This is a genomic window from Cellulomonas sp. NPDC055163 (assembly GCF_053607065.1).
Genome location: NZ_JBSGSU010000003.1, coordinates 209,081 through 232,346 on the forward strand (window position 1 = coordinate 209,081; position 23,266 = coordinate 232,346).

The following is a 23,266-nucleotide window of genomic DNA, read 5'->3' on the forward strand; positions in this document are numbered from 1 at the left end:
CCAGCCGGCTCAGCCGGTCGTCACGAAGTCGATGAGCTCCTCGACGCGCCCGAGCAGCGACGGCTCGAGGTCCGCGTAGGAGCGCACCGAGCGCAGGATGCGCTGCCACGCCCGCGCGACGTCGGCCTGCTCGTCCGCGGGCCAGCCGAGCTCGCGCAGGATGCCGTGCTTCCACTCGGTGCCGCGCTCGATCGTCGGCCACGCGGCGAGACCGATCCGCTCGGGGCGCACGGCCTGCCACACGTCGACGTAGGGGTGGCCCAGCACGAGCACCGTGCCGGCCGGGACGGTGCGCATCGCCGCGTCGGCGATCCGCCGCTCCTTCGAGCCCGGCACGAGGTGGTCGACGAGGACGCCGACCCGCCGCTCGCGCGTCGGCCCGAAGTCGGCGAGCGCGTCCGCGAGGTTGTCGACCCCGTCGAGCAGCTCGACGACGACCCCCTCGAGCCGCAGGTCGTCGCCCCAGACCTTCTCGACGAGCTCGGCGTCGTGCTTGCCCTCGACCCAGATGCGGCTGCCGCGCGCGACGCGGGCCCTCGCGTGCGGGACGGCGACCGAGCCCGAGGCGGTGCGCGTCGGTGCGGCGGGCGCCGCCGGGCCCGCGGGCGCACGCAGGTCGACGGGCTCGCCGTCGACCCAGAAGCCGGGACCCAGCGGGAACGTGCGCGTCCTGCCGCGCCGGTCCTCGAGCACCACGACGTGCTGGCCGCCGGACTTCTCGACGCGGACGACGGCACCGACCCAGCCCGTCATGACCTCCTCGACGACGAGGCCCGGCTCGGCGGCCTGCGGGCGTGAGGTGCGGGGGGCGCGGTGGTGCGAGGACGCCGGCCGGGTGCTCCCGAGGACGTCGTTCCCGTAGCGGTCGTGGGTCACCCGGGCAGCGTAGACGCGGCACCACGGAGGGGCGCGGCGCCGCGTGGCGACGGCGCGTCCGGGTGACGGGCCGCTACTCCGTCCCGGTGGGTGAGGCGCCCGCGCGTGACCAGCGAAAACACGTCGGGTCCCGGGGCTCATGCCGCGGACCTGGACAACCGATGGACAAGGCGGCTGTGACTTACGGGCGAGGGGGAGGCATGACGGCGGTCGTGACGCGCACGACGGACGAGCTCGACGACCCGGTGTGGGACGACGCGCTCGACCGGGTGCTCGCAGGGGAAGGTGTGCGGCTCGTCGCGCAGCCGATCATCGACGTGACGCACGCGCGGGTCGGCGGGTACGAGCTGCTCTCGCGCTTCGACGGTCCGCCGTCGGCGAGCCCGGACGTGTGGTTCGCCGCCGCGCGGCGGCGGGGGATCGACGCGCTCCTCACGGCCATCGTGCTGCACGAGATGCACGAGCTGCGCGGCCGGGGCGTCGTCGACGGCTTCTGCTCGATCAACGTCGAGCCGCACCTCATGGCCGAGCCGGTCGTGCGCGGGGCGCTGTTCGAGCGCGGCCGGCTCGACGGTGTGGTGGTCGAGCTCACGGAGCACGTCGCGGCGCACGACGACGAGGCGCTCGGCGACGTGCTGGCCGAGGTGCGGGCGCGCGGCGGGCTCGTCGCGATCGACGACGCCGGGACCGGGCACTCGGGGCTGACGCAGCTCCTGCGCGTGCGGCCCGACATCGTCAAGCTCGACCGCGCGCTCATCACGGGCGTGCACGCCGACCCGGTGCAGCGCGCCACGGTGCGCATGCTGGGCGACCTCGCGGGCGAGATGGACGCCTGGCTCGTCGCCGAGGGCGTCGAGACGCGCGAGGAGCTCGCGGCCCTCATCCACCTCGGTGTCCCGCTCGTCCAGGGCTACGCGCTGGGCCGCCCCGCGTCGGGGTGGACGGGGATGGACGACGAGATGACCGCGTTCGTGCGCACGACCGCGGCGAGCACCGACCGCGGCGAGCACGTCGTCGGCCTCGTCCGCGTGGCGCAGGTGCTGCCCGCGACGATGGCCCGCCACGCGACCGGCGCGGCGCCGGGGGCCGTCGTGCTCGACGCCCGCAACCGTCCCGCGAGCGTCGTCGTCCGCGACCCCGCCGGGGGGACCCACCTCGCACCCGCGCTCGTGGTGACGCCGTCCGCAGCGCCGCTCGAGGTGCTGCGGCGTGCGACGGCCCGCTCGGTGATCTGGCGCGGGGCGCCGGTCGTGTGCGTCGAGGCGAGCGGCATCGTGCTGGGGACGGTCGACGTCGGCGACCTCGTCGACCACCTCGTGCAGCGGGTCCCCGCCGCCTGACCGGACTCCTCGCCCGAGCCGCGGGAGCGCGTCCACGGGCGGCGAGGACACCCACGGCCGCCACCGTCGCGCGGGGGCGCGCCCGCCGTCGTCCGGACGCCGGGCCGTGGCACGCGTCACGTGCGCCCGCCCCGCCGCGAGGCAGCGCCGTCCGGCAGGTAGAATTGGCACTCTCGATGCCCGAGTGCCACGCCTGCGCCGGTCCGGCCCGTCCCGTGGTCGGGCACCCGGCGGCCGGAGCCCCCCGGGCACGCCACAGGTCCGACGGCCAGGAGGTGCGATGAGCGAGGACCGCAAGCTCGACGTGCTGCGCGCGATCGTCGAGGACTACGTGCAGACCAAGGAGCCGGTCGGCTCCCGGGCGCTCGTCGAGCGGCACTCGCTCGGCGTCTCGCCCGCGACGATCCGCAACGACATGGCAGCCCTCGAGGAGGGCGGCTACATCGCCCAGCCGCACACGTCCGCCGGGCGTGTCCCGACGGACAAGGGCTACCGGCTGTTCGTCGACCGGCTCTCGACCGTCAAGCCGCTGTCCGCGCCCGAGAAGCGCGCGATCCAGTCGTTCCTCGAGGACGCGGTCGACCTCGACGACGTCGTCGACCGCTCGGTGCGGCTGCTCGCGCAGCTCACCCAGCAGGTCGCCGTCGTGCAGTACCCGTCGCTGCGCCGCTCGGCGCTGCGCCACCTCGAGCTCGTGCCCGTGGGCGACCGGCGGCTGCTCGTCGTCATCATCACGGACAACGGTCGCGTCGAGCAGCGCACGCTCGAGCTCGCCACGGACGTCGAGGAGGGCGTCGTGGCCCAGCTCCGGACGCGGCTCAACGTCGCGGCCGCCGGCCGGCGCCTGCCCGAGCTCGACGGGGTGCTCGCCGAGCTCCCCGACGCGTTCGCCCCGCACGACGTGCCGCTCGTGCGCTCGGTGGTCGCGGTCGTCGAGGAGACGCTGCGGCAGGAGATCGAGGAGCGCATCGTGCTCGCCGGGACCGCGAACCTCGCACGCGGCACCGGCTCGGACTTCACGCACACGATCGGACCGGTCCTCGAGGCGCTCGAGGAGCAGGTCGTGCTGCTGCGGCTGCTCAGCGAGATGGCCGAGGACTCGGGCGGGGTCGCGGTGCGCATCGGGCGCGAGACCCAGCACGAGGGCCTGCTCGAGACGAGCTTCGTGACGAGCGGCTACAGCGGAGCACGCGACGACGGCACGGCGGTGGCTCGGATCGGCTCGATCGGGCCGCTGCGCATGGACTACCCGGCGACGATGGCCTCGGTCCGCGCGGTTGCGCGGTACCTGTCCCGGATCCTCGCCGGATGACGCCTCACCCCAGCGTTCCCCCCAGCACAGAGAGAGTTCAGTGAGCGACTACTACGAGATCCTCGGCGTGCCGCGCGACGCGAGCCCGGAGCAGATCAAGAAGGCCTACCGGCGCCTCGCGCGCGAGCACCACCCGGACGTCGCCGGGACGGAGGGGGCCTCCGACGAGCGCTTCAAGGACGTCTCGCGCGCGTACGAGGTGCTGTCCAACCCGGAGAAGCGCCGCATGTACGACATGGGTGCGGACCCCGCGTCGCCCGGCGGCGGCATGGGCGGCGGCTTCGGCTTCCAGGACATCTTCGAGACGTTCTTCGGGGCCGCGGCGGGCGCCGGTGCCCAGCGCGGCCCGATCCCGCGTGCGCGCCGCGGCCAGGACGCGCTCGTGCGCCTCGACCTCGACCTCGCGGAGACGACGTTCGGCGTGCACCGCGACGTGGCGGTCGACACCGCCGTCGTGTGCCCCACGTGCTCGGGCACGTGCTGCCGCCCGGGGACGTCGCCGCGCACGTGCGAGGTCTGCGGCGGGCGGGGCAGCGTGCAGCGGGTCGCGCGCTCGTTCCTCGGCCAGGTAATGACCTCCCAGCCGTGCGCCGCGTGCCACGGGTTCGGGACCGTGATCCCCGAGCCGTGCACCGAGTGCTCGGGCGAGGGCCGGGTGCGCTCGCGCCGGACCCTGAGCGTCGACGTCCCCGCGGGTGTCGACACGGGGACGCGCATCAAGCTCACGGGCCAGGGCGAGGTCGGCCCGGCCGGCGGGCCCTCGGGAGACGTGTACCTCGAGGTGCGCGAGCGCAAGCACGAGACGTTCATGCGCAACGGCGACGACCTGCACTGCACGCTGCCGGTCCCGATGACGGCGGCCGCGCTCGGCACGGTCCTGGTGCTCGACACGCTCGACGGCCCGCGCGAGATCGACCTGCGACCGGGTACCCAGCCGGGCCAGGTCGTGACGCTCAAGGGGCTCGGTGTCGGGCGCCTGCACGTCGGGGGCCGCGGCGACCTGCACGTCCACGTCGAGGTGCAGGTCCCGACGTCGCTCGACGACGAGCAGGCCGAGCTCGTGCGCCGGCTCGCGGTGCTGCGCGGCGAGGAGCGCCCCGAGGGGCGGCTCTCGGCGGCGAACGCCGGGGTCTTCGCCAAGCTGCGCGACAAGCTCGCGGGGCGCTGAGCCGGTGAGCGCTCCGGTCTTCCTCGCGGAGCCCGGGAGCCTCGCGGGCGTCGGGTCGGGTGACCTGCACCTGCTCGGCGGCACCGAGGGGCGGCACGCGGGCGTCGTCCAGCGGCGGGCGCCCGGTGAGCGGGTCGACGTCGTCGACGGCCGGGGCGTGCGCCTCGAGTGCGTCGTCGAGGGCACGCACCCCGAGGGCGTGCAGCTGCGCGTGCAGGCGCGCGTCGAGGAGCCGGCGCCCGGTGTCGCGCTCGTGCTCGTGCAGGCGCTCGCGAAGGGCGACCGCGACGAGCTCGCGATCGAGGCGGCCACCGAGGTGGGCGTCGACGCGGTGGTGCCGTGGCAGGCCGAGCGCTCGGTCGTCGTGTGGCGGGGGGACCGCGCGGCGAAGAGCCGGCTGCGCTGGCTGGGCACCGTCCGCGCGGCGGCGAAGCAGTCCCGGCGCGCCTGGGTCCCCGAGGTGGGGACGGCGCTCGACGGCCGCGGACTGGTGGCACGCGTGCAGGAGACGGCCCGGCGCGGGGGGCTCGTGCTCGTGCTGCACGAGGAGGCCGGCACCCCGCTCGCGTCGGTCGCGCTCCCGGCGCCCGGCCCGGCCGGTGCCGATGGTGTCGGCGCCGGCGTCGGCACCGGGGAACCCGAGGGGCTCGCGCCGGACGCCGGCCCCGTCGAGGTGCTCGTCGTCGTCGGTCCGGAGGGCGGGATCTCCCAGCGTGAGGTCGAGACCCTCACCGAGGCGGGTGCGCGCACGGTGCGGCTCGGGCCGCACGTGCTGCGGACGTCGACCGCGGGCCCGGTCGCGCTCGCGCTGCTCGCGGAGCGCCTCGGCCGCTGGTCCTGAGGCGAGGCGTCCCGGCCGCGAGCCCTGAGGCGCGGCGTCCCCGCACCCTCGGCCCGCGGCGCACACCCTGCTGGTCAGGGCGTCGCCCCGCACGGTCGGCCCGCGGTCGTCAGCGGTCCGGGCGCCGACGCTCACGACACCGTGAACGTCACCGTCGCCTCGTTGCGGCGGCCCTCGGCCGTGTCGCCCTCACCCATGCCGGGCTCCCAGACGTGCAGCGTCCACGTCCCGGCGGGCAGGGTCGCGGTGAACGCGAACGGTCCGATCTCGCCGTTCGCGCCGCCCGTCGTGAAGTCCTGCGCGCCCACCTCGCCCGTCTCGACCGACACGACCTCCCAGCGCAGCGTGCCCTCGAACGCCGTCCCGGTCCCGGTCACCTCGACCTGCGGGCCGGCGACGGTAGCGCCGGACGTGGGTGCCGTGATGGCGACGGGTCCGTTCGTCGGGACGTCGCCCGGGGTGGCGGTCCCCGACGGCTCGGCGGTCGGCGTCGGCGTGGGCGAGGCCGTGGGCGTCGCCGACGGCTCCGCGCTCGCGCTCGCGGTCGGCTCCTCGCCGCTCGTGCCAGCGCAGCCGGCGAGCAGGCCCAGCCCGAGCGCGGCCGTCGTCGCGTGCAGCAGCACCGTGGTGGCCGTGGCCCGCCCGTCTCGTCCGGCTCTCCCGTGCATCGCGTCCCCCTCGTCGTCCGGCGCGCCGCTCGGCGCACGTCCCGAGTGTGCCCGCGGTCCGTCGACGTCCCCCGCAGGACGCGCCACCGGCTGCCGATCCGCACCCGTGCGGGCCTCGCGCAGCACGCGCGCCGTGCGCGGGCCATCGGGGCGCGAGCCTCGGTAGACTCGTGGGGTCCCCGCAGCAGCGCAGGGACCCCGGGCCCGGTGAGGGTTCCGGGAACGGAGAAGGTCCGCACCGAAGGAGCGCGAGGCGCGAGCCGAGCACATGACCGACAGCACATCCGCACGGCGCGGTGGCGCAGGCGTGACCGCCCACCTCGAGCACAGGATCACGATCCCCCCGGAGATCTCGATGGCCGAGCTGCTCGGCCGGCGCGACGAGGTGCTGCGTGCCGTCGAGGCCGGTTTCCGGGACGTCGACATCCACGCGCGCGGCAACGAGATCAGCCTCGCCGGACCGGCGGGCGACGTCGCCCTCGTGGCGCGCCTCGTCGACGAGCTCGTCGAGATGGCCGCGAGCGGCACGCCGCTGACGCCGGACGTCGTGACCCGCTCGGTGGCGATGCTCGCGGCCGACGCCGGGGCGCGCCCGGCCGACGTCCTGGCGTTCAACATCCTGTCGAGCCGCGGCAAGACCATCCGCCCGAAGACCACGGGTCAGAAGGAGTACGTCGACGCGATCGACCGGCACACCGTGACGTTCGGCATCGGCCCCGCGGGCACCGGCAAGACGTACCTCGCCATGGCGAAGGCCGTCCAGGCGCTCCAGGCGCGCGAGGTCAACCGCATCGTGCTGACCCGGCCCGCGGTCGAGGCCGGCGAGCGGCTCGGGTTCCTGCCCGGCACCCTCAACGACAAGATCGACCCGTACCTGCGCCCGCTGTACGACGCGCTGCACGACATGGTCGACCCCGACTCGATCCCGCGGCTCATGGAGGCGGGCACGATCGAGGTGGCGCCGCTCGCCTACATGCGCGGGCGCACGCTCAACGACTCGTTCATCATCCTCGACGAGGCGCAGAACACCTCGACCGAGCAGATGAAGATGTTCCTCACGCGCCTCGGCTTCGGGTCCAGGGTCGTCGTGACCGGCGACGTCACGCAGGTCGACCTGCCGTCGGCGACGACGTCGGGCCTGCGGGTCGTCGAGTCGATCCTCGCGGACGTCGACGACGTGGCGTTCTGCCGGCTGTCGTCCTCGGACGTGGTCCGCCACCGCCTCGTGAGCGACATCATCGACGCCTACGCACGGTGGGACCGCACGTGAGCATCGAGGTCAACAACGAGTCGGGTGCCGAGGTCGACGAGGCCGAGTTCGCGGCGCTCGCGCGGTACGTGCTCGACGCGATGCACGTGCACCCCCAGACCGAGCTGTCGATCCTCCTGGTCGGCACGCAGGTCATGACGGACCTGCACGTGCGGTACATGGACGAGCCCGGCCCGACCGACGTGCTGTCCTTCCCGATGGACGAGCTGCGCCCTGGGCGCGAGGGCGAGCCGACACCGCCCGGCCTGCTCGGTGACGTCGTGCTGTGCCCCGAGGTCGCCGCGCAGCAGGCGCGCGTCGCCGGGCACTCGACCGCGGAGGAGCTGCTGCTCCTCACGACCCACGGGATCCTGCACCTGCTCGGGTACGACCACGCGGAACCGGAGGAGGAGAAGGAGATGTTCGCGCTCCAGCGCCAGCTCCTGCTCACGTTCCTGGCCGGGCGATGACCGACATCCCCGTCGGGCTGCTCGTCGTGCTCGCGGTCGTCGGGATCGCGCTCGCGGCGGCGCTCAGCGCGGGCGAGGTCGCGGTCGTGCGTGTGACGCGCGCCGCGGTGACGGAGCTGTTCGCCGAGCGGCGCCCCGGTGCCGCGCGCGTGCACCGGCTCACCGAGCGACCCGGCGAGGTCGCGTCGTCGGCCGCGTTCGTGCGGCTGCTCGCCGAGATGACCGCGACCGTGTGCCTGACGCTCGTGGTCGCGAGCCGCCCCCTCGCGTGGTGGGTCGTGCTGCTCGTCGCGGGGGCGCTGTGCGCGGTCGTCGCCTACCTGCTCGTGCGGGTCAGCCCGCGCACCTTCGGTCGCCAGCACCCGGTGACCGTGCTCCTCTGGCTGGCGCCGCTGCTCGCCGCGACGCACGCGCTCGTCGGCTGGGTCGCTCGCGCGTCGCCCGGCGCGGGGCGCACCGCGGAGCTCGACGAGGACGAGCTGCGCGAGATGGTGCAGCGCGTGAGCGAGTCGGAGGGCATCGAGGAGGACGAGCGGGATATGTTCCGCTCGGTGCTCGAGCTCGGCGACACGCTCACGCGCGAGGTCATGGTCCCGCGCACCGACATGGTGACGACGGACGCGGCAACGCCGCTGCGCAAGGTCTTGTCCCTGCTGCTGCGTTCCGGCTACTCGCGCGTGCCGGTCGTGGGGGAGTCCGTCGACGACGTGCGCGGCGTGCTGTACCTCAAGGACCTCGTGCGCCGACAGCACGACGACCCGGCCTCCGCCGACGCGCCCGCGGCGTCGATCGCGCGCCCCGCGGTGTTCGTCCCCGAGTCGAAGCCCGCCGACGACCTGCTGCGCGAGATGCAGGCCGGGTCGTCGCACATGGCGATCGTGGTCGACGAGTACGGCGGCGTCGCGGGCCTCGTGACCATCGAGGACGCGCTCGAGGAGATCGTCGGCGAGCTGACCGACGAGCACGACCCGAGCGGCCCCGTCGTCGAGGACCTCGGCGACGGCACCTTCCGCGTGCCGGCCCGGCTCGGCAAGGACGAGCTCGGCGAGCTGTTCGAGCTCGACGTCGAGGACGACGACGTCGACTCGGCGGGCGGCCTGCTCGCGAAGGCGCTCGGCAAGGTCCCCATCCCCGGCTCGGCCGGCGACATCCACGGCCTGCACCTCGTCGCCGAGCGCACGCAGGGCCGGCGCAAGCAGGTCGCGACGCTGCTCGTGAGCCGCAGCGCCGCCGCCGACGCACCCGACGACACCCCCGAGGACGTCGTCGACGACGCGTCCACCGACGCCACCCCTGGAGCCACCCGATGACCTTCCGATCCGGATTCGCCTGCCTCGTGGGCCGGCCCAACGCAGGGAAGTCGACGCTCACGAACGCGCTCGTGGGCCAGAAGGTCGCGATCACCTCGGGCCGCCCGCAGACGACGCGCCACACCATCCGCGGGATCGTGCACCGGCCCGACGCGCAGCTCGTGCTCGTCGACACCCCGGGCCTGCACCGCCCGCGCACGCTGCTCGGCGAGCGCCTCAACGACCTCGTCAAGGACACGCTCACCGAGGTCGACGTCGTCGGCTTCTGCCTCCCGTCGGACCAGAAGGTCGGCCCGGGGGACCGGTACATCGCCGAGCAGCTGAGCGAGCTCGCTCGCGACGGCCGCGGGACGCCGGTCGTCGCCATCGCCACCAAGGCGGACCTCGTCGGCAAGGCGCGGCTCGCGGAGCACCTGCTCGCCGTCTCGGCCCTCGGCGAGTGGGCCGACATCATCCCGGTCTCCGCCGAGTCGGGCTACCAGGTCGCCGAGCTCGAGAAGGTGCTCATCGGGCACCTCGACGAGGGCCCGGCGCTCTACCCCGAGGGCGAGCTGACCGACGAGCCCGAGAACGTCATGGTCGCCGAGCTGGTCCGGGAGGCGGCGCTCGAGGGCGTGCGCGACGAGCTCCCGCACTCCCTCGCGGTCGTCGTCGACGAGATCGTCCCGCGCCCCCAGGCCGACGGCGCGCAGGGGCCCGCGATGCTCGACGTGCGCGTGCACCTCTTCGTCGAGCGCGACAGCCAGAAGGCCATCATCATCGGGCGCGGCGGCTCGCGGCTGCGCGAGGTCGGCACCGAGGCGCGGCGCGGCATCGAGGCGCTGCTCGGCACGCGCGTGTTCCTCGACCTGCACGTCAAGGTCGCCAAGGACTGGCAGCGCGACCCGAAGCAGCTCGGGCGGATGGGCTTCTGACGACGACCACCCTGCGGCCCGGGGTGGCTCCCGGTGCGGACCAGGGGCTGCGCGATAATCGCCGGATGCCGAACCGGGTCGCCGCGGGGACGGTCGTGGGGATCATCCTGCTGGCCGTGCTCGGTGCCGTCATGGGGCCGCAGTGGGACCCGGTCCCGCTCACCGACCCGCTCGAGGTGCAGAGCCGGTCGACCGCGATCGGCGGCGCGCCCGAGCCGGTCCGGTACGAGGTCCGCACGACGGTCGTGAGCGTCCAGCTCGACGGCGCGGTGGTGCAGGCGCAGATCAGCGAGCCGGTCGGCGCCCCGGGCGAGCGCGCCGGGGTGGTGTTCGTGCACGGCGCCGGCACCGGGAAGTTCTCGACCGCGTTCGAGGAGCAGGCGTACGCGCTCGCGGAGTCGGGCGTCGTCGCGATGGTCCCCGACAAGCGGCTCGACACCTACACGGCCCGGCACCGCGACTACGTCGCGATGGCGGCGGACTACGCGCGGTCGGTCGAGGTGCTGCGCGGCTGGGCGGACGTCGACCCGGCGCGCGTGGGGCTGTACGGCGAGAGCGAGGGCGCGTGGATCGCGCCGGTCATGGCCGCGCAGGACCCGTCCCTCGCGTTCGTCGCGCTCGTCTCGGCGCCGGTCGTGCCCCCGCGCCAGCAGGCCGCGTTCGCGACCGACTCCTACCTGCGCAACACCGGGGTCCCGACCGGGGTGTTCCGGGCGATCCCGCGGGCGGTCGGGATGTCGCTGCCGGGCGGCGGCTTCGAGTACGCGGACTTCGACGTCGCGCCGTACCAGCGCCAGATGCGCCAGCCCGTGCTCGTCGTCTACGGCACGGGCGACGCGTCGATGCCGCTCGTCCAGGGCGCCGAGCAGATCATCCGGGACACCGCGATCGCGGGCAGCGCCGACTACACCGTGCGGTACTACGAGGGCGCGAGCCACGGCATCCGCGTGGGCGGGGTCGTTCTCGAGGAGTTCCTGCGCGACCTCACGGGCTGGGTCCGCGGGCTGCCGGGGACGTCGGGGACGAGCCCGCGGATCGCCGGGGCGCAGCCGGTCCAGGACTACTGGGCGGCGCCGGTGCCGACCCCGCGGTGGCTCGGCGACGGCGACGTCGTGCTCGCGACCGTCGGCGGCGGCGTCGCGCTGCTCGTGGTCGGCCCGTTCACGCACCTCGGCACGGCGGCGAACCGGGCTGTGCGCCGCCGCCGCGGTCGGCCCGAGCGACCCGACGGTCTCGGGGCGGGCATCCGGGGGAGGGCGGACGCGCTGCGCCTGCTCGTCGTCGCGACGGTCGCGGCGCTGGTCTGGTACCTGGTCGCGGTGGCGCGCCTCGCGCTCGGGTACGAGCGCAACGCGTGGGTGGTGCAGGGCGGGTGGATCGGGGTGCGGGTGCTCGGCATCGCGGCGGTCGTCGCGGGGGTCGCGCTGCTCGACCGTGCACGCCGGCTGCGCGACTCCGGGGACCGGGTCGCGACCGGCCGCGTCGCGGGGGTCGAGCTGTGGACCTCGGTCGCGGGCGCGGCCGTGATCCTCGTCGTGCTCGCGTACTGGGGCGTGTACCAGCTGGGCATCTGAGACGTCCGCGGATCTTTACACTTGTCTTGCTCATGTAGGGCACGATGTGGCCGATAACCAAGCATGTGGGTGCGGCTGACGCGCGCCCGAGGAGCAGCGGGGGTGGGAGTGCGCACGTCGTGGGGTTCCGCGACCGACCGCGGTCTCGTGCGGTCGGTCAACGAGGACGCGCTGCTCGCGTACCCCCCGGTGTTCCTCGTCGCGGACGGCATGGGTGGCCACGACGCCGGTGACGTCGCGAGCAGGCTCGCGGTCGAGGAGTTCGCGCACCTCGCTGGGCGCACCGTCGCCTCCGCGGACGACGTGCACGCGTGCTTCACCCGCACGGCCGAGCGCATCCGCGACACCTTCGAGGGACGCGCGGGCGGCACGACCGTCGCGGGCGTCGCCGTCGCGGAGCACGACGACGGCTCGTACTGGCTCGTGTTCAACGTGGGCGACTCGCGCGTGTACCGCGTGAGCGAGGGCCTCCTCGAGCAGATCAGCGTGGACCACTCGGTGGTCCAGGAGATGCTCGACTCGGGTGAGCTCAGCTCCTCGCAGGCGGGCACCCACCCCGAGCGGCACGTGCTGACGCGCGCCCTCGGCACCGGCCCGAGCCCGGAGCCCGACTACTGGCTGATCCCCGCGGGGCCCCACGACCGGGTCCTCGTGTGCTCGGACGGCCTGACCCGTGAGCTCGACGACGCCGCGATCGCCGGCATCCTCGCCGAGCACAGCGACCCGCAGCAGGCCGCGCAGCAGCTCGTGCAGCGCGCGGTCGAGGCCGGCGGCCACGACAACGTGAGCGCCGTCGTCGTCGACGTGGCGACCGCGGTGGGGGACGAGGACGTGCACGTGACCGTGCCGCGTGCGGGCGCGGAGCTCGCGCCGAGCGCGTGGGACGAGATGCTCGACGGTGCGACCGTGCCGCGAACCAGGACGACGGAGGTCCAGCCGTGATCGTGCCCGAGTACACCCCCGGAGACTGGCACGCGGTCGTCGCAGGCGGGGTCGTGGCGCTGCTCGCGCCGACCACGCCGCCCTCCGTGGTGCGGGCCGTCTGGGACGCCGTGCCGGCCGACGGCGGGCTCGCGGACCAGCTCGAGGTGCTGCTGACCGGCGGCATCGCACGGCTCCAGCCGTTCGCGCTCGTCGACCTCACCGGTGGGCGGGTGCACGCGGCGCTGCGCGGCCCCGTCGAGGTCGAGGTCAGCGGGCCCGACGGGTCGTCCGTGCTCGCCGCGGGCGAGGTCACGACGTGGTCCGAGCGGGTCGCCGAGGGCGCCGACGTGGTGACCGTGCGCGTCGCCGGTGCCGGCGCGTGGACGGCCACGGAGGCGCTGCCGGTCGTGAGCGGCGTCGTTCGCTCGTCCGCGGTGCAGGTCCCGCTCGCGGTGCGCGACGACGCGGCTGCCCCGGGGGCGGGGTCCGCGCCGGGCGAGGCGACGGCCGGGCCCTCCGCGTCGACCACCGACGCGATCGAGCCCGACGAGGCCACGCCCGAGCCCGCCGCCGAGACCCCCGCCGCCGAGACCCCCGTCGACGCAGCCGCCGGCACGCCTGTGCCCGGCGACGCACCCGCGGAGGCCGACCCCGAGTCCGCGGGCGCCGTCGACCTCGCCCAGCGGGCTCACGGCCAGCCGACGCACGCCGAGCCGACCCACGCCGAGCCGGCCCACGCCGAGCCGGTGGAGGCCGACCCGGCCGACGCCGAGCCGGTCCACGTCGGGGTCTCGGACGAGCCCGTCGTCGGCTTCCGCCCCGAGCCGGCGCCGCACTCCGCCGAGATCCCCCTCGCCTCGGGTGCCGCGGGGTCGTCGCCCGGCGCGACCGCGGTGCCGGTCCTTCCGCTGCACGTCGCCGAGCTGCCGATGCCCGCGTTCCAGGCCGTCGACACCCCGGCACCCGCGCGCGAGCAGCACGACGCCGACCTCGGCCGTGACCCGGCGGCGGACCTCGCCCGCACGTGGTCGACGCCGACACCCGTCCTGCCCGCGGCCGAGCGCCCCGCCGAGTACGCGGTCGAGACCCCCGGGCTGGTCCCCGACGACGAGGACCTCGACGACGTCGACACCTACGGCGCGGACGTCGTGGCAGCCGCAGAGGCGGTGCTCCAGGGCGAGGCCGCCGCGCACGCGGACCCCGACTTCGGTGACGACCACGACGGGCTCACGATCCTGTCGAGCGACCTCGTCGCGATCCGCGACCAGCTGCCCTCGTGGGCCGGCGACGAGGTCCCCGGGCCGTTCCGGGTCGTCGCGCCCGAGGTCGACCCGACCGCCAAGCTCGTGCTGTCGACGGGGCTCGTCGTCTCCCTCGACCGCTCGGTGCTGCTCGGCCGCGCCCCGCAGGTCTCGCGCGTCACGAACCGCGAGCTCCCGCGCCTGGTGACCGTCCCGAGCCCGCAGCAGGACATCTCCCGCACGCACGCCGAGGTCCGGGCCGAGGGCGACGACGTGCTCGTCACGGACCTCCACTCCACCAACGGCATCCTGGTGTCCCGGCCCGGCGAGCGTGCCCGGCGGCTGCACCCCGGTGAGGCGACGGTCGTCGCCGCCGGCGAGGTCGTCGACCTCGGGGACGGCGTGACGTTCACCGTGGAGCGGGGTGCGTGACCGCACGCCGCGTCGCCTCTGACCCGCCGAGGATCGCCGGGCACCGGTTCGTCCGGGTGCTCGGCCTCGGTGGGTTCGCTGACGTCTTCCTCTACGAGCAGGACATGCCGCGGCGCTCGGTCGCGGTCAAGGTGCTGCTCGCCGGCTCGCTCGACGACGACCTGCGGGTGCGGTTCCAGAGCGAGGCCAACCTCATGGCCCAGCTCTCGCACCACCCGTCGATCGTCACGATCTTCCACGCGGACATCGCCCCCGACGGGCGCCCGTACCTCGTCATGGAGTACTGCTCCGGGCCGGCGCTCGCGGAGCGCTACCGCGTCGAGCGCATCTCCGTGGCGGAGGCGCTGCGCATCGGCGTGCGGCTCGGCTCGGCCGTCGAGACCGCGCACCGCGCCGGGATCCTGCACCGCGACATCAAGCCCGCGAACGTCCTGACCACGGACTTCGGGTGGCCCGCGCTGACCGACTTCGGCATCGCGGCGACCACCGGGGCCGGCGCCGGGGTGGCGATCGGGATGTCGATCCCGTGGTCGCCGCCCGAGCTGCTCGCGGAGCGCCCGACCGGGGACGCGCGCTCCGACGTGTACTCGCTCGCGGCGACCGTCTACTCGCTGCTCGCGGGCCGGACGCCGTTCGAGGTCCCGGGCGGCGCGAACGGCGCGGCCGACCTCGTGGGCCGCATCGAGCGCTCGCCCGTCCCGCCGACGGGCCGCCAGGACGTGCCCGCGAGCCTCGACGCGGTGCTCGCGCGCGCGATGAGCAGGTCGCCCGCGGGCCGGCACCCGAGCGCGGTCGCGTTCGCGCGCTCGCTGCAGCAGGTCGAGGCCGAGCTCGGGTTCGCGGTGACGCCCCTGGATCTCACCGACGAGGCGCGCGTGCCGGCCGCCGGCACGGTCCGCGACGGCGAGGACGAGGACGGCGACGACCGGACGCGCCTGCGCCCGGTCGTCAGCATCGACCCGGCGGGCCCGGCACCGGCCCGCGCCACCCGGCGTGCCCTGCGCGCGGTCGACGACGACGGCACACGGCTGCGCCCGGTCACGAGCGTCTCGCCCGACCCCGCGCCCCCGGTCCCCGCCGTGACGGTCGCGCACCGCCTCCGGGCCGCCGCCGGCCCGCAGCCCACGTCCGCGTCGTCGCCGGCCGTGCCCGCCGCCGCGACGACCGGTCGGCGCGCGCCCGCCGAGGAGCTCGGCACGGAGACGGCCGCGCGCGAGATCCTCATCCCGCAGCCCGACCCGGCCCCCGCCGGGCGTGGTCGCCTCGTCGCCGGACTGGTCTCGGGGGGCGTGGTGCTCGCGGCGCTCGTCGTGGTCGTCGCGCTGACGCTCGGCGACTCCGCGGCGCCGCCCGCCACGCAGGACCCGACCGGCTTCGAGCCGCCCGCGAGCGGCGTCGCGGCGGCCGTGCCGGCGCCCGCGGACCTCACGGGAGCCCGGCAGGCCGACGGTGCCGTGGTGTTCACCTGGACCAACCCCGAGCCCGTCGACGGCGACCGCTACCTGTGGGGCGTGCGCGCCGCGACCGGGGAGCCCGTCCTCGAGCTCGTCGAGGAGCCGACCGTGACGGTGCCCGCCGCCGCGGCGACCGCGAGCCCCGTGTGCGTCGAGGTGTCGATCGTGCGCGCCGACCGCGGGGCGTCCGCGCGTCCCGCCGAGGGGTGCACGCCATGAGGCTCGGCTCCGTCCGCCGGCGCACCGTCTCCGCCGCGGCCGTCGTGACCGTGCCCGTGGTCCTCGCGGTGCTCGCGCTGGTCAACCCCGGCTTCCCGCTCGCGCGCGTCGACCTGAACGACGGCGGCGTGTGGCTCACCGCGACGAGCCAGCTCAAGCTCGGGCGCTTCAACACGCAGGTCGAGGAGCTCAACTCGGGCCTCGTGACGACCGGCACCCGCTTCGACGTGCTGCAGGACGCGGGCGACGTGCTCCTCGTCGAGCCCGGCACCGTCTCCGTGGTCGACCCCGCGAGCGTGACCCTCGTCGCGCAGGTGCCCGTGCCGGGCGGGGCGTCCGCGTCGATGGGCGGCGGGACCGTCGCCGTCCTGGACTCGGGTGGGAACGCCTGGGTGCGGCCGTTCGCTGCGCTCGACGCGCTGCGCGTCTCGTCCGACCAGCCCGACCTCGAGCTCGGCGACGGCGGCCGAGTCGTCGTCACCCGCGACGGGGTCGCGCTCGGCGTCGACGGCACGACCGGCGACGTCACGCGCGTGCGGCTCGAGGCGGGCACGCCGGTCGTCGAGCCCGTCGGCTCGTTCGGGACGGGCGTCGAGACGCTCACCGCGGTCGGCGACGAGCCCGTGGGGCTCGACGGCTCGACCCTCGTGACCCTGCGCGGCGAGGTCGAGCTCGACGGCGACGACCTCGTGCTGCAGCAGCCGGGACCGGCGGCGGACGACGCGCTGGTCGCGAGCCGCACGGCGCTCCTGCGGGTCCCGCTCGGCGGCGGTGACCCCGTCGAGCGCCTGACCGGAGGCTCGGGACGTCCGGCCGCGCCGGTGCGCGTGCGGGACTGCGCGCACGCCGCGTGGGCGTCGGCGACGGGCAGCTACCTGCGCGAGTGCGGCGGCTCCGGGGCCCAGGTCGAGGACCTCGAGGGCATGTCCGCGCAGGACGAGCTGACGTTCCGGGTGAACCGCGGCGCCGTCGTCCTCAACGACACGCTCCGCGGGCGCGTGTGGATGCCGCTCGAGGACACCGCGCTGCGCGAGCCCAACTGGGAGGACATCGTCCCCGAGGAGGAGCTCGAGGAGGAGCAGGAGGACGCTGACGGCACCGAGACCACGCAGGACCTCGTCGCGGAGTGCGGCACGCAGTCGGCGCCACCGACCGCGCAGGACGACGGCTTCGGGGTCCGCCCGGGCCGCGCCACGATCCTGCCCGTCATCGACAACGACTCGTCGTCGGACTGCGGCATCCTCGCGGTCAGCGAGTTCGACCCGGTGCCCGAGGAGTTCGGGCGCCTCGAGGCCATCTACGGCGGGCGCTCGCTGCAGCTGACCGTCGCCCCCGACGCCACGGGCAGCGCGACGTTCACCTACACGATCACCGACGGGCGCGGGACGAGCGCCCCCTCGACCGCGAGCGTCACGCTGACGGTGCGCGACGACGGCGTGAACGAGGCCCCGGCGCAGGTCCGGACGGGCTCGATGCGCGTCGAGCAGGGCGCCCAGGCCACCTACAACGCCCTCGCCGACTTCGCGGACCCCGACGGCGACGACCTCGTGCTCGTCGGCGCGGTCTCCGACGGCGGCGGCGTGAGCTTCCGGCAGGACGGCTCGGTCACGTTCCGTGCGGAGGGCGGGGCCCTCGGCCGCAACGAGGTGCGCCTCACGGTGACCGACGGCGTCGAGACGGCCGAGGGCGTGCTCGAGGTCGACGTGCGCGCCGCCGGCTCGCTCGCGCCGCAGGTCGACCCGGTGCACGTCGTCACGTACGTCGACCTGCCGGCGCTCGTGCAGCCGCTCGCCGCGGTGCGCAGCTCGTCGGCCGAGCCCGTGCGGCTCGCGGGCGTCGACGAGGTCGCGGGCCTGACCATCACGACCGACCTCGCGGCCGGCACGTTCACGGTGAGCGCCGCGCGGCCCGGCACGTACTACGTGCCGTTCGTCGTCGCCGCGCCGCCGCAGCAGGCGACGGGTCTCGCGCGCGTGGACGTGCGCGAGTGGCCGTCGGAGGTCCAGCCGCCGGTGGCCGTGCGCGACCGTGCGTACCTCCCGGCGGGTGGCGAGGTCACGGTCGACCCGCTCGCGAACGACATCGACCCGGCGGGCGGCGTGCTCGTCGTCCAGTCGGTCGAGGCCCCGGCGGACTCCGGCCTCCGGGTCGCCGTGATCGGCCACCAGCTCGTGCAGATCTCGGCGACGCGCACGCTCGACGCCCCGGTGTCCGTCCGCTACGTCGTGTCGAACGGGACGACGTCCGCGACGAGCGAGATCGCCGTGCACCCGGTCCCGCCGTCCGCGACGAACCAGCCGCCCGTCGTGGCGAACGTCGAGGTCTCGGTGCGCACGGGCGGCGTCGTGACCGTCCCGGTGCTCGAGGACGCCTACGACCCCGACGGCGACCGCCTCACGCTCGTGCCGGAGCTCGCCGAGCCGCTCGGCGACGGCCAGGGCCTGCTCTTCGTGTCCGGCGACGTGCTCCGCTACCAGGCGCCCGAGTCCGCGCTGACCGCGCACGCGACGTTCGCGGTGCGGGACGCGCTCGGCAACACGACCGCGGCGACGCTGACCGTGCGGGTGCACGAGTCGGACGCGACCACGAAGGCACCGCCGCGCCCGCGCGACCTGACGGCCCGCGTCTTCGAGAGCGAGACGATCCGGATCCCCGTGCCGCTCGTCGGGATCGACGACGACGGCGACGGCGTCACGCTGCTCGGGGCCGCGCTCGCGCCGACCAAGGGCCGGATCGTCGACGTCGGGGCGGACTGGCTCGAGTACGAGGCGCTGCCGGGCGAGCTCGGCACCGACACCTTCACGTACGCGGTCGAGGACTGGGTCGGCCAGCGCGCGGTCGCCACGATCCGCGTCGGGATCAGCCCGCGGCCGACGACGACCGTGCCGGTCGTGGCCCGCGACGACGCCGTGCAGGTCCGCCCGGGCGAGCGGGTCGAGGTGCGCGTGCTCGCGAACGACGTCGACCCGAACGGCGGCGAGCTGAGCCTCGAGACCGAGCTCGAGATGGCGGAGGGGGTCGACGCACGCGTCGAGGGCCGCCGGATCCTGGTGCAGGCGCCCGACGAGCCCGGGGTGCTGCAGATCGTCTACTCGGCGACGAACATCCGTGGCGGCCGCGCGACCGCGGTGCTGACCGTGACGGTCTCGGGCGACGCGACGGTGCTGCCGCCGATCGCGCAGGACGTCGTCGTGCCCCCCATCGACACGATCGGCCGCGAGAGCGTCGAGGTCGACGTGCTCGAGGTCGCGCAGAACCCGAGCGGCCCGCTGAGCGACCTCGAGGTCTCGGTGCCGAGCTCGGCGTCCGAGGTCGCGACCGTGACGGCGCAGGGCAACGTCGTCGTGACGCTCGTCGACCACGCCCAGACCGTGCCGTACCTGCTGACCAACGTCTCCCCGCAGGCGGACCGGGTCTCGGCCTACGCCTTCATCACGGTCCCCGCGCTCGGGTTCTTCCCGCCGACGCCGCGGCCCAAGGCGCCCGAGCTGCGGGTCGCCTCGGGGGAGCCCCTCGAGATCCCGCTCGACGAGCAGGTGCAGGTCGCGCCGGGACGCACCGCCAGCATCGCCGACCCGGCCGCCGTGACGGCGACCAAGTCGGACGGCACGGCGCTCGTCAAGGACGCCACGACCCTGCGCTTCCAGTCGGCCGCGGGGTACGCCGGGCCGGCGTCGATCACCGTCCCGGTCACCGACCGGACCAGCGCCGGGGACGCGAACGGCCGGACGTCGGTCATCACGCTCTCGATCACGGTCTACGCGCTCGACGACCACCCGCCCACGTTCGAGCCGACGACGCTCGACATGGGCCCGGGCGAGGCGCCGCTCGCGGTGGACCTCCGGGCGCTCACGCGCGGCCCCGAGGGCGAGACCACGACGACGACGCCGTACACCTACCAGCTCACCTCGGCCGTCCCGGCGGGCTTCACCGCGGCGCTCGAGGGCAGCACGCTGCGGGTGTCCGCGGCGCGCACGACCCCCAAGGGCACGCTCGGGGCGCTCGCGGTGAAGATCGGCTACGGCCGCTCGGGCTCGATGGACACCCAGGTCGACCTGCGCGTGACGGCGAGCACACGCTCGCTCGCCCGCGTGCTCGACCGCACGGTCCCGGACGGCGTGCAGGGCCGCGAGACGGTCGTGAACGTCCTCGAGAACGCGGTCAACCCGTTCCCCGACGGTCCGCTCACGGTCGTGGGCGCGGTCGTCGAGACCCCCGGCGCGGGCACCACGAGCGCGACGTCGAGCACCGTCTCCGTGCGGCCCGGCCCCGACTTCCAGGGCACCATGGTCACGCGCTTCCGGGTGCGCGACGCCACGGGCGACCCCGACCGCGAGGTCGAGGGCCGGATCACGGTCTCCGTGCGCGGCAAGCCGGAGACCCCCCGGGCCCCGCGCGTCGTCGAGGTCCGCGACCGGACGGTCGTCCTCGCGTGGGACGCCCCCGGGGACCGCGGCGCGCCCGTCACGGGCTACCGGGTCGTCGCCAACCCCGGCGGTGCGGTGCGCGCGTGCGCGAGCACGACGTGCACGATCGACAACCTGACCAACGACACCGAGTACACGTTCACGGTCGCCGCGCAGAACGCCGTCGACTGGTCCGACCCGAGCCCCGCGTCGGCGCCCGCCCGCCCGGACGCCGTGCCGGACCCGCCCGGCGCGCCCGTCGAGGTCGCGACGGGGGACCGCGAGCTCACCGTGCGCTGGGACGCCCCGCGCAGCACCGGGTCGCCGATCACGAGCTACACGCTCGAGATCACCCCGGCGCCCACCAACGGACCGGCGTCGGTCACGACGTCGACGCTGACGCAGCGCTTCACCGGCCTGCAGAACGGCACCGCGTACACGGTGCGGGTGCGCGCGCAGAACCGGGCGCCCGAGCCGAGCGGGTGGGGCCCGTCGTCGGCGACGATCGTGCCCGCGAAGGCGCCGGACGCGCCGGTGGTCGCCGCGCAGCGCGTCGAGACGCCCCTCGGGGGGCAGATCAACGTGAGCTGGGCTCCGCCCGCCTCGACCGGCGGCGACGCGGTGCGCGCGTACGAGCTCACGATCTCCGGCCCGAGCGGCGGGACGTACCCGCTGAGCGCGTCCACGCTCGCGTACGCGTTCACGCAGGCGGCCAACGGCTACGCGCACGAGTTCCGGGTCCGGGCGCAGAACAAGGCGGGCTGGTCCGACGCCGGTTCCGTGACCGTCTCGACGTACGGCGTCCCGGGGGCGACGAGCGGGGTGCGGGCGGTCGGCTCGGGCACGGCCGAGCCCGGTCAGGGCACGGTGACGCTCAGCGGGTTCAGCGCCGACGCGAACGGGTCGCCGATCACCGGCTACGAGGTCCTCCAGGGCGCGTCCGTCGTGGCGGCCGGCAGCGGTCAGATCGTGGTCGGCGCCCTGCCGGGCGGGGTCGAGCAGACCTTCCAGGTCCGCGCGTGCAACATCGCCGGCTGTGGTGCTCCGAGCGCGGTCGTGACCGCGACCCCGGTCACGAAGCCGGTGGCCCCCGACGCGGTGTCGCTGAGCGACCCGACGCGCGACGACAACCGGCAGCCCACCTCGATCACCGCCTCGTGGGGCGCGACGGGGTCGTGGGGCGGCGGCGGCAACCAGCGCTACCACGTCGTGTTCCTGGTCGACGGGCGCGTCGTGCGCGACACGACCGTCACCGGGACCTCGGACACGCTGACGAACGGGCTGCCACGGTTCGGCTTCGGCAACCGGTCCGCCGTCGTGAGCGTCTCCGTCTCCGCCGTGACCGGTGCGGGCGAGTCGGGTGCCGCGTCGGCCGACAAGCGCATCGAGCGGGCGAGCGAGCCGGGCGACGCGTCGCGCGTCGTCGTGACGCTCGAGCAGACGGGGGCACGCGTCGAGGCGACGTGGAACGCGCCGTCCGACAACGGCGGTGTCCCCCTCACCGGGTACGTCGTCGAGGTGCGCGTCGGCAACGGGTCGTGGGCGGCGCTCGGGACGGTCACGTCGTCGGCGATCAACGAGGCCCTCCCGGGCGCGCCGGTCGCTGCCGGCACCGAGGTGCGCATCCGGGTCAAGGCGACGAACCAGTACGGCGAGAGCGCCGGCTGGGCGGAGGGCGCGTCGAGCGTCCCTGAACCCCCTGCGCCGCCGCCACCCGCGCCCGGGGGTGGCGGGTGAGCCCCGACGCCCGCTACGGACCTGCCGACCCCGCGCCACCGGCGCAGCCGGCTGCCGCACCCGGGCCGCCCTCGCGCCCCGTCAGCACGACGACCCGCCCGACCGCCGCCACGGCCACCGCCGCGCCGGCCGCCACGGCCACGACGGCCACCACCAAGGAGACCCGAGCCCCGATGACCCCCGAACAGACGACGTGGTTCGCCGAGACCTTCGGCGCGCTCGTGGCGAACGTGGGCCGTGCCGTCCTCGGCAAGGAGCACGCCGTGCGCCTCGCGCTGACGGCGATGCTGTCCGACGGGCACCTGCTGCTCGAGGACGCCCCGGGCACCGGGAAGACGTCGCTCGCGAAGGCGATCGCGGCGACCGTCCAGGGCACGCACCACCGCATCCAGTTCACGCCCGACCTCCTGCCGAGCGACGTCACGGGCGTGACCATCTACGACCAGGGGACCGGGCGCTTCGAGTTCCACCCCGGACCGGTCTTCACCTCGGTGCTGCTCGCGGACGAGATCAACCGCGCGTCGCCCAAGACGCAGTCCGCGCTGCTCGAGGTCATGGAGGAGGGGCAGGTCACGGTCGACGGCGTGACGCACCCCGTCGGCCGTCCGTTCATGGTCATCGCGACCCAGAACCCGATTGAGCAGGCCGGCACCTACCGGCTCCCCGAGGCCCAGCTCGACCGGTTCCTCATCAAGACCTCGCTCGGGTACCCGGACCGCTCGTCGACCGTGGAGATCCTCGCGGGCGCCAAGGACCGCACGTCGGGTCTGCAGCCGAAGATCACCACCAAGGCGGTCGCCGACATGGCCGACCTCGCGGGCAGCGTGCACATCGACGCCGCGGTGCTCGACTACGTCGCCCGGCTGCTCGAGGCCACGCGCGAGGACGCGCAGACGTCGTTGGGCGCGTCCGTGCGCGGCGGGCTCGCGCTCGTGCGCTGCTCGAAGGTCTGGGCCGCGTCCGACGGGCGCGGGTTCGTGGTGCCCGACGACGTCAAGGCGCTCGCCGTGCCGATCCTCGCGCACCGCCTCGTGCTCGACACCGAGGCCGAGTTCGCGGGCGTGACGGCGGTGCAGGTCATCGAGCGGATCGTCGAGTCCACGTCACCTCCGGCGCAGCGGGCGGCCTGAC

16 protein-coding genes are annotated in these 23,266 nt (G+C 75.3%); 14 read left to right on the forward strand and 2 right to left on the reverse strand.

Annotated features, from left to right (window positions below; all coding sequences use genetic code 11):
- Positions 1 to 9 precede the first annotated feature (9 nt).
- Positions 10 to 876 (reverse strand): DUF3097 domain-containing protein, encoded by an 867-nt coding sequence (locus tag ACWFNE_RS07215; protein ID WP_452121747.1) that lies wholly within the window; start codon positions 874 to 876, stop codon positions 10 to 12.
- A 200-nt stretch (positions 877 to 1,076) separates the two neighbouring features.
- Here ACWFNE_RS07215 and ACWFNE_RS07220 point away from each other — a divergent pair, with 200 nt between their 5' ends.
- The 4 genes from ACWFNE_RS07220 to ACWFNE_RS07235 all read left to right on the forward strand — a co-directional run bounded on the left by ACWFNE_RS07220 (position 1,077) and on the right by ACWFNE_RS07235 (position 5,537).
- A complete protein-coding gene (locus ACWFNE_RS07220) occupies positions 1,077 to 2,216 on the forward strand; it encodes an EAL domain-containing protein (protein WP_452121748.1) in 1,140 nt (379 codons plus the stop codon).
- A 280-nt stretch (positions 2,217 to 2,496) separates the two neighbouring features.
- Positions 2,497 to 3,528 (forward strand): heat-inducible transcriptional repressor HrcA, encoded by a 1,032-nt coding sequence (hrcA, locus tag ACWFNE_RS07225; protein WP_452121749.1) that lies wholly within the window; start codon positions 2,497 to 2,499, stop codon positions 3,526 to 3,528.
- A 40-nt stretch (positions 3,529 to 3,568) separates the two neighbouring features.
- Complete coding sequence (gene dnaJ / locus ACWFNE_RS07230) at positions 3,569 to 4,696, forward strand: molecular chaperone DnaJ (RefSeq protein WP_452121750.1); 1,128 nt, start codon at positions 3,569 to 3,571, stop codon at positions 4,694 to 4,696.
- Between the two features lie 4 nt (positions 4,697 to 4,700).
- A complete protein-coding gene (locus ACWFNE_RS07235) occupies positions 4,701 to 5,537 on the forward strand; it encodes a 16S rRNA (uracil(1498)-N(3))-methyltransferase (RefSeq protein WP_452121751.1) in 837 nt (278 codons plus the stop codon).
- Between the two features lie 131 nt (positions 5,538 to 5,668).
- Here the strand turns inward: ACWFNE_RS07235 and ACWFNE_RS07240 are convergent, their stop codons facing one another.
- Positions 5,669 to 6,205, reverse strand: coding sequence for a Gmad2 immunoglobulin-like domain-containing protein (locus tag ACWFNE_RS07240; protein WP_452121752.1), 537 nt, complete (start codon positions 6,203 to 6,205; stop codon positions 5,669 to 5,671).
- A 268-nt stretch (positions 6,206 to 6,473) separates the two neighbouring features.
- Here ACWFNE_RS07240 and ACWFNE_RS07245 point away from each other — a divergent pair, with 268 nt between their 5' ends.
- The 10 genes from ACWFNE_RS07245 to ACWFNE_RS07290 all read left to right on the forward strand — a co-directional run bounded on the left by ACWFNE_RS07245 (position 6,474) and on the right by ACWFNE_RS07290 (position 23,265).
- Positions 6,474 to 7,475, forward strand: a complete 1,002-nt coding sequence (locus tag ACWFNE_RS07245; RefSeq protein WP_452121753.1) for a PhoH family protein — start codon at positions 6,474 to 6,476, stop codon at positions 7,473 to 7,475.
- Positions 7,472 to 7,924, forward strand: a complete 453-nt coding sequence (ybeY, locus tag ACWFNE_RS07250; protein WP_452121754.1) for an rRNA maturation RNase YbeY — start codon at positions 7,472 to 7,474, stop codon at positions 7,922 to 7,924. Before ACWFNE_RS07245 ends, ybeY begins: the two co-directional genes overlap by 4 nt.
- Entirely contained in the window at positions 7,921 to 9,234 is a 1,314-nt protein-coding gene (locus ACWFNE_RS07255) for a hemolysin family protein (protein WP_452121755.1), read from the forward strand. The genes ybeY and ACWFNE_RS07255 overlap by 4 nt, the downstream gene beginning before the upstream one ends.
- Positions 9,231 to 10,148 carry a GTPase Era gene (gene era, locus ACWFNE_RS07260; protein ID WP_258723689.1) on the forward strand — a complete coding sequence of 306 codons (918 nt, stop codon included), beginning with the start codon at positions 9,231 to 9,233 and terminating at the stop codon, positions 10,146 to 10,148. The genes ACWFNE_RS07255 and era overlap by 4 nt, the downstream gene beginning before the upstream one ends.
- A gap of 65 nt (positions 10,149 to 10,213) precedes the next feature.
- On the forward strand, positions 10,214 to 11,722 hold the full coding sequence (locus tag ACWFNE_RS07265) for an alpha/beta hydrolase family protein (RefSeq protein ID WP_452121756.1): 1,509 nt from the start codon (positions 10,214 to 10,216) through the stop codon (positions 11,720 to 11,722).
- 108 nt (positions 11,723 to 11,830) lie between these two features.
- A complete protein-coding gene (locus tag ACWFNE_RS07270) occupies positions 11,831 to 12,664 on the forward strand; it encodes a PP2C family protein-serine/threonine phosphatase (RefSeq protein ID WP_452121985.1) in 834 nt (277 codons plus the stop codon).
- Positions 12,661 to 14,319, forward strand: coding sequence for an FHA domain-containing protein (locus tag ACWFNE_RS07275; RefSeq protein ID WP_452121757.1), 1,659 nt, complete (start codon positions 12,661 to 12,663; stop codon positions 14,317 to 14,319). The genes ACWFNE_RS07270 and ACWFNE_RS07275 overlap by 4 nt, the downstream gene beginning before the upstream one ends.
- On the forward strand, positions 14,316 to 15,992 hold the full coding sequence (locus ACWFNE_RS07280) for a serine/threonine-protein kinase (protein ID WP_452121758.1): 1,677 nt from the start codon (positions 14,316 to 14,318) through the stop codon (positions 15,990 to 15,992). The genes ACWFNE_RS07275 and ACWFNE_RS07280 overlap by 4 nt, the downstream gene beginning before the upstream one ends.
- The gene (locus ACWFNE_RS07285) at positions 15,989 to 22,135 is read left to right on the forward strand and encodes an Ig-like domain-containing protein (RefSeq protein ID WP_452121759.1); all 6,147 of its coding nucleotides are present in this window, start codon (positions 15,989 to 15,991) and stop codon (positions 22,133 to 22,135) included. The genes ACWFNE_RS07280 and ACWFNE_RS07285 overlap by 4 nt, the downstream gene beginning before the upstream one ends.
- A 173-nt stretch (positions 22,136 to 22,308) precedes the next feature.
- Positions 22,309 to 23,265, forward strand: coding sequence for an AAA family ATPase (locus ACWFNE_RS07290; RefSeq protein WP_452121760.1), 957 nt, complete (start codon positions 22,309 to 22,311; stop codon positions 23,263 to 23,265).
- Position 23,266: the final 1 nt, after the last annotated feature.

Coding starts and splice junctions, on each gene's coding strand:
- ACWFNE_RS07240 (WP_452121752.1), bottom strand. CDS start 6,205: ATGCACGGGAGAGCCGGACGAGACGGGCGGGCCACGGCCACCACGGTG.
- era (WP_258723689.1), top strand. CDS start 9,231: ATGACCTTCCGATCCGGATTCGCCTGCCTCGTGGGCCGGCCCAACGCA.
- ACWFNE_RS07290 (WP_452121760.1), top strand. CDS start 22,309: ATGACCCCCGAACAGACGACGTGGTTCGCCGAGACCTTCGGCGCGCTC.
- ACWFNE_RS07285 (WP_452121759.1), top strand. CDS start 15,989: ATGAGGCTCGGCTCCGTCCGCCGGCGCACCGTCTCCGCCGCGGCCGTC.
- ACWFNE_RS07245 (WP_452121753.1), top strand. CDS start 6,474: ATGACCGACAGCACATCCGCACGGCGCGGTGGCGCAGGCGTGACCGCC.
- hrcA (WP_452121749.1), top strand. CDS start 2,497: ATGAGCGAGGACCGCAAGCTCGACGTGCTGCGCGCGATCGTCGAGGAC.
- ACWFNE_RS07220 (WP_452121748.1), top strand. CDS start 1,077: ATGACGGCGGTCGTGACGCGCACGACGGACGAGCTCGACGACCCGGTG.
- ACWFNE_RS07255 (WP_452121755.1), top strand. CDS start 7,921: ATGACCGACATCCCCGTCGGGCTGCTCGTCGTGCTCGCGGTCGTCGGG.
- ACWFNE_RS07265 (WP_452121756.1), top strand. CDS start 10,214: ATGCCGAACCGGGTCGCCGCGGGGACGGTCGTGGGGATCATCCTGCTG.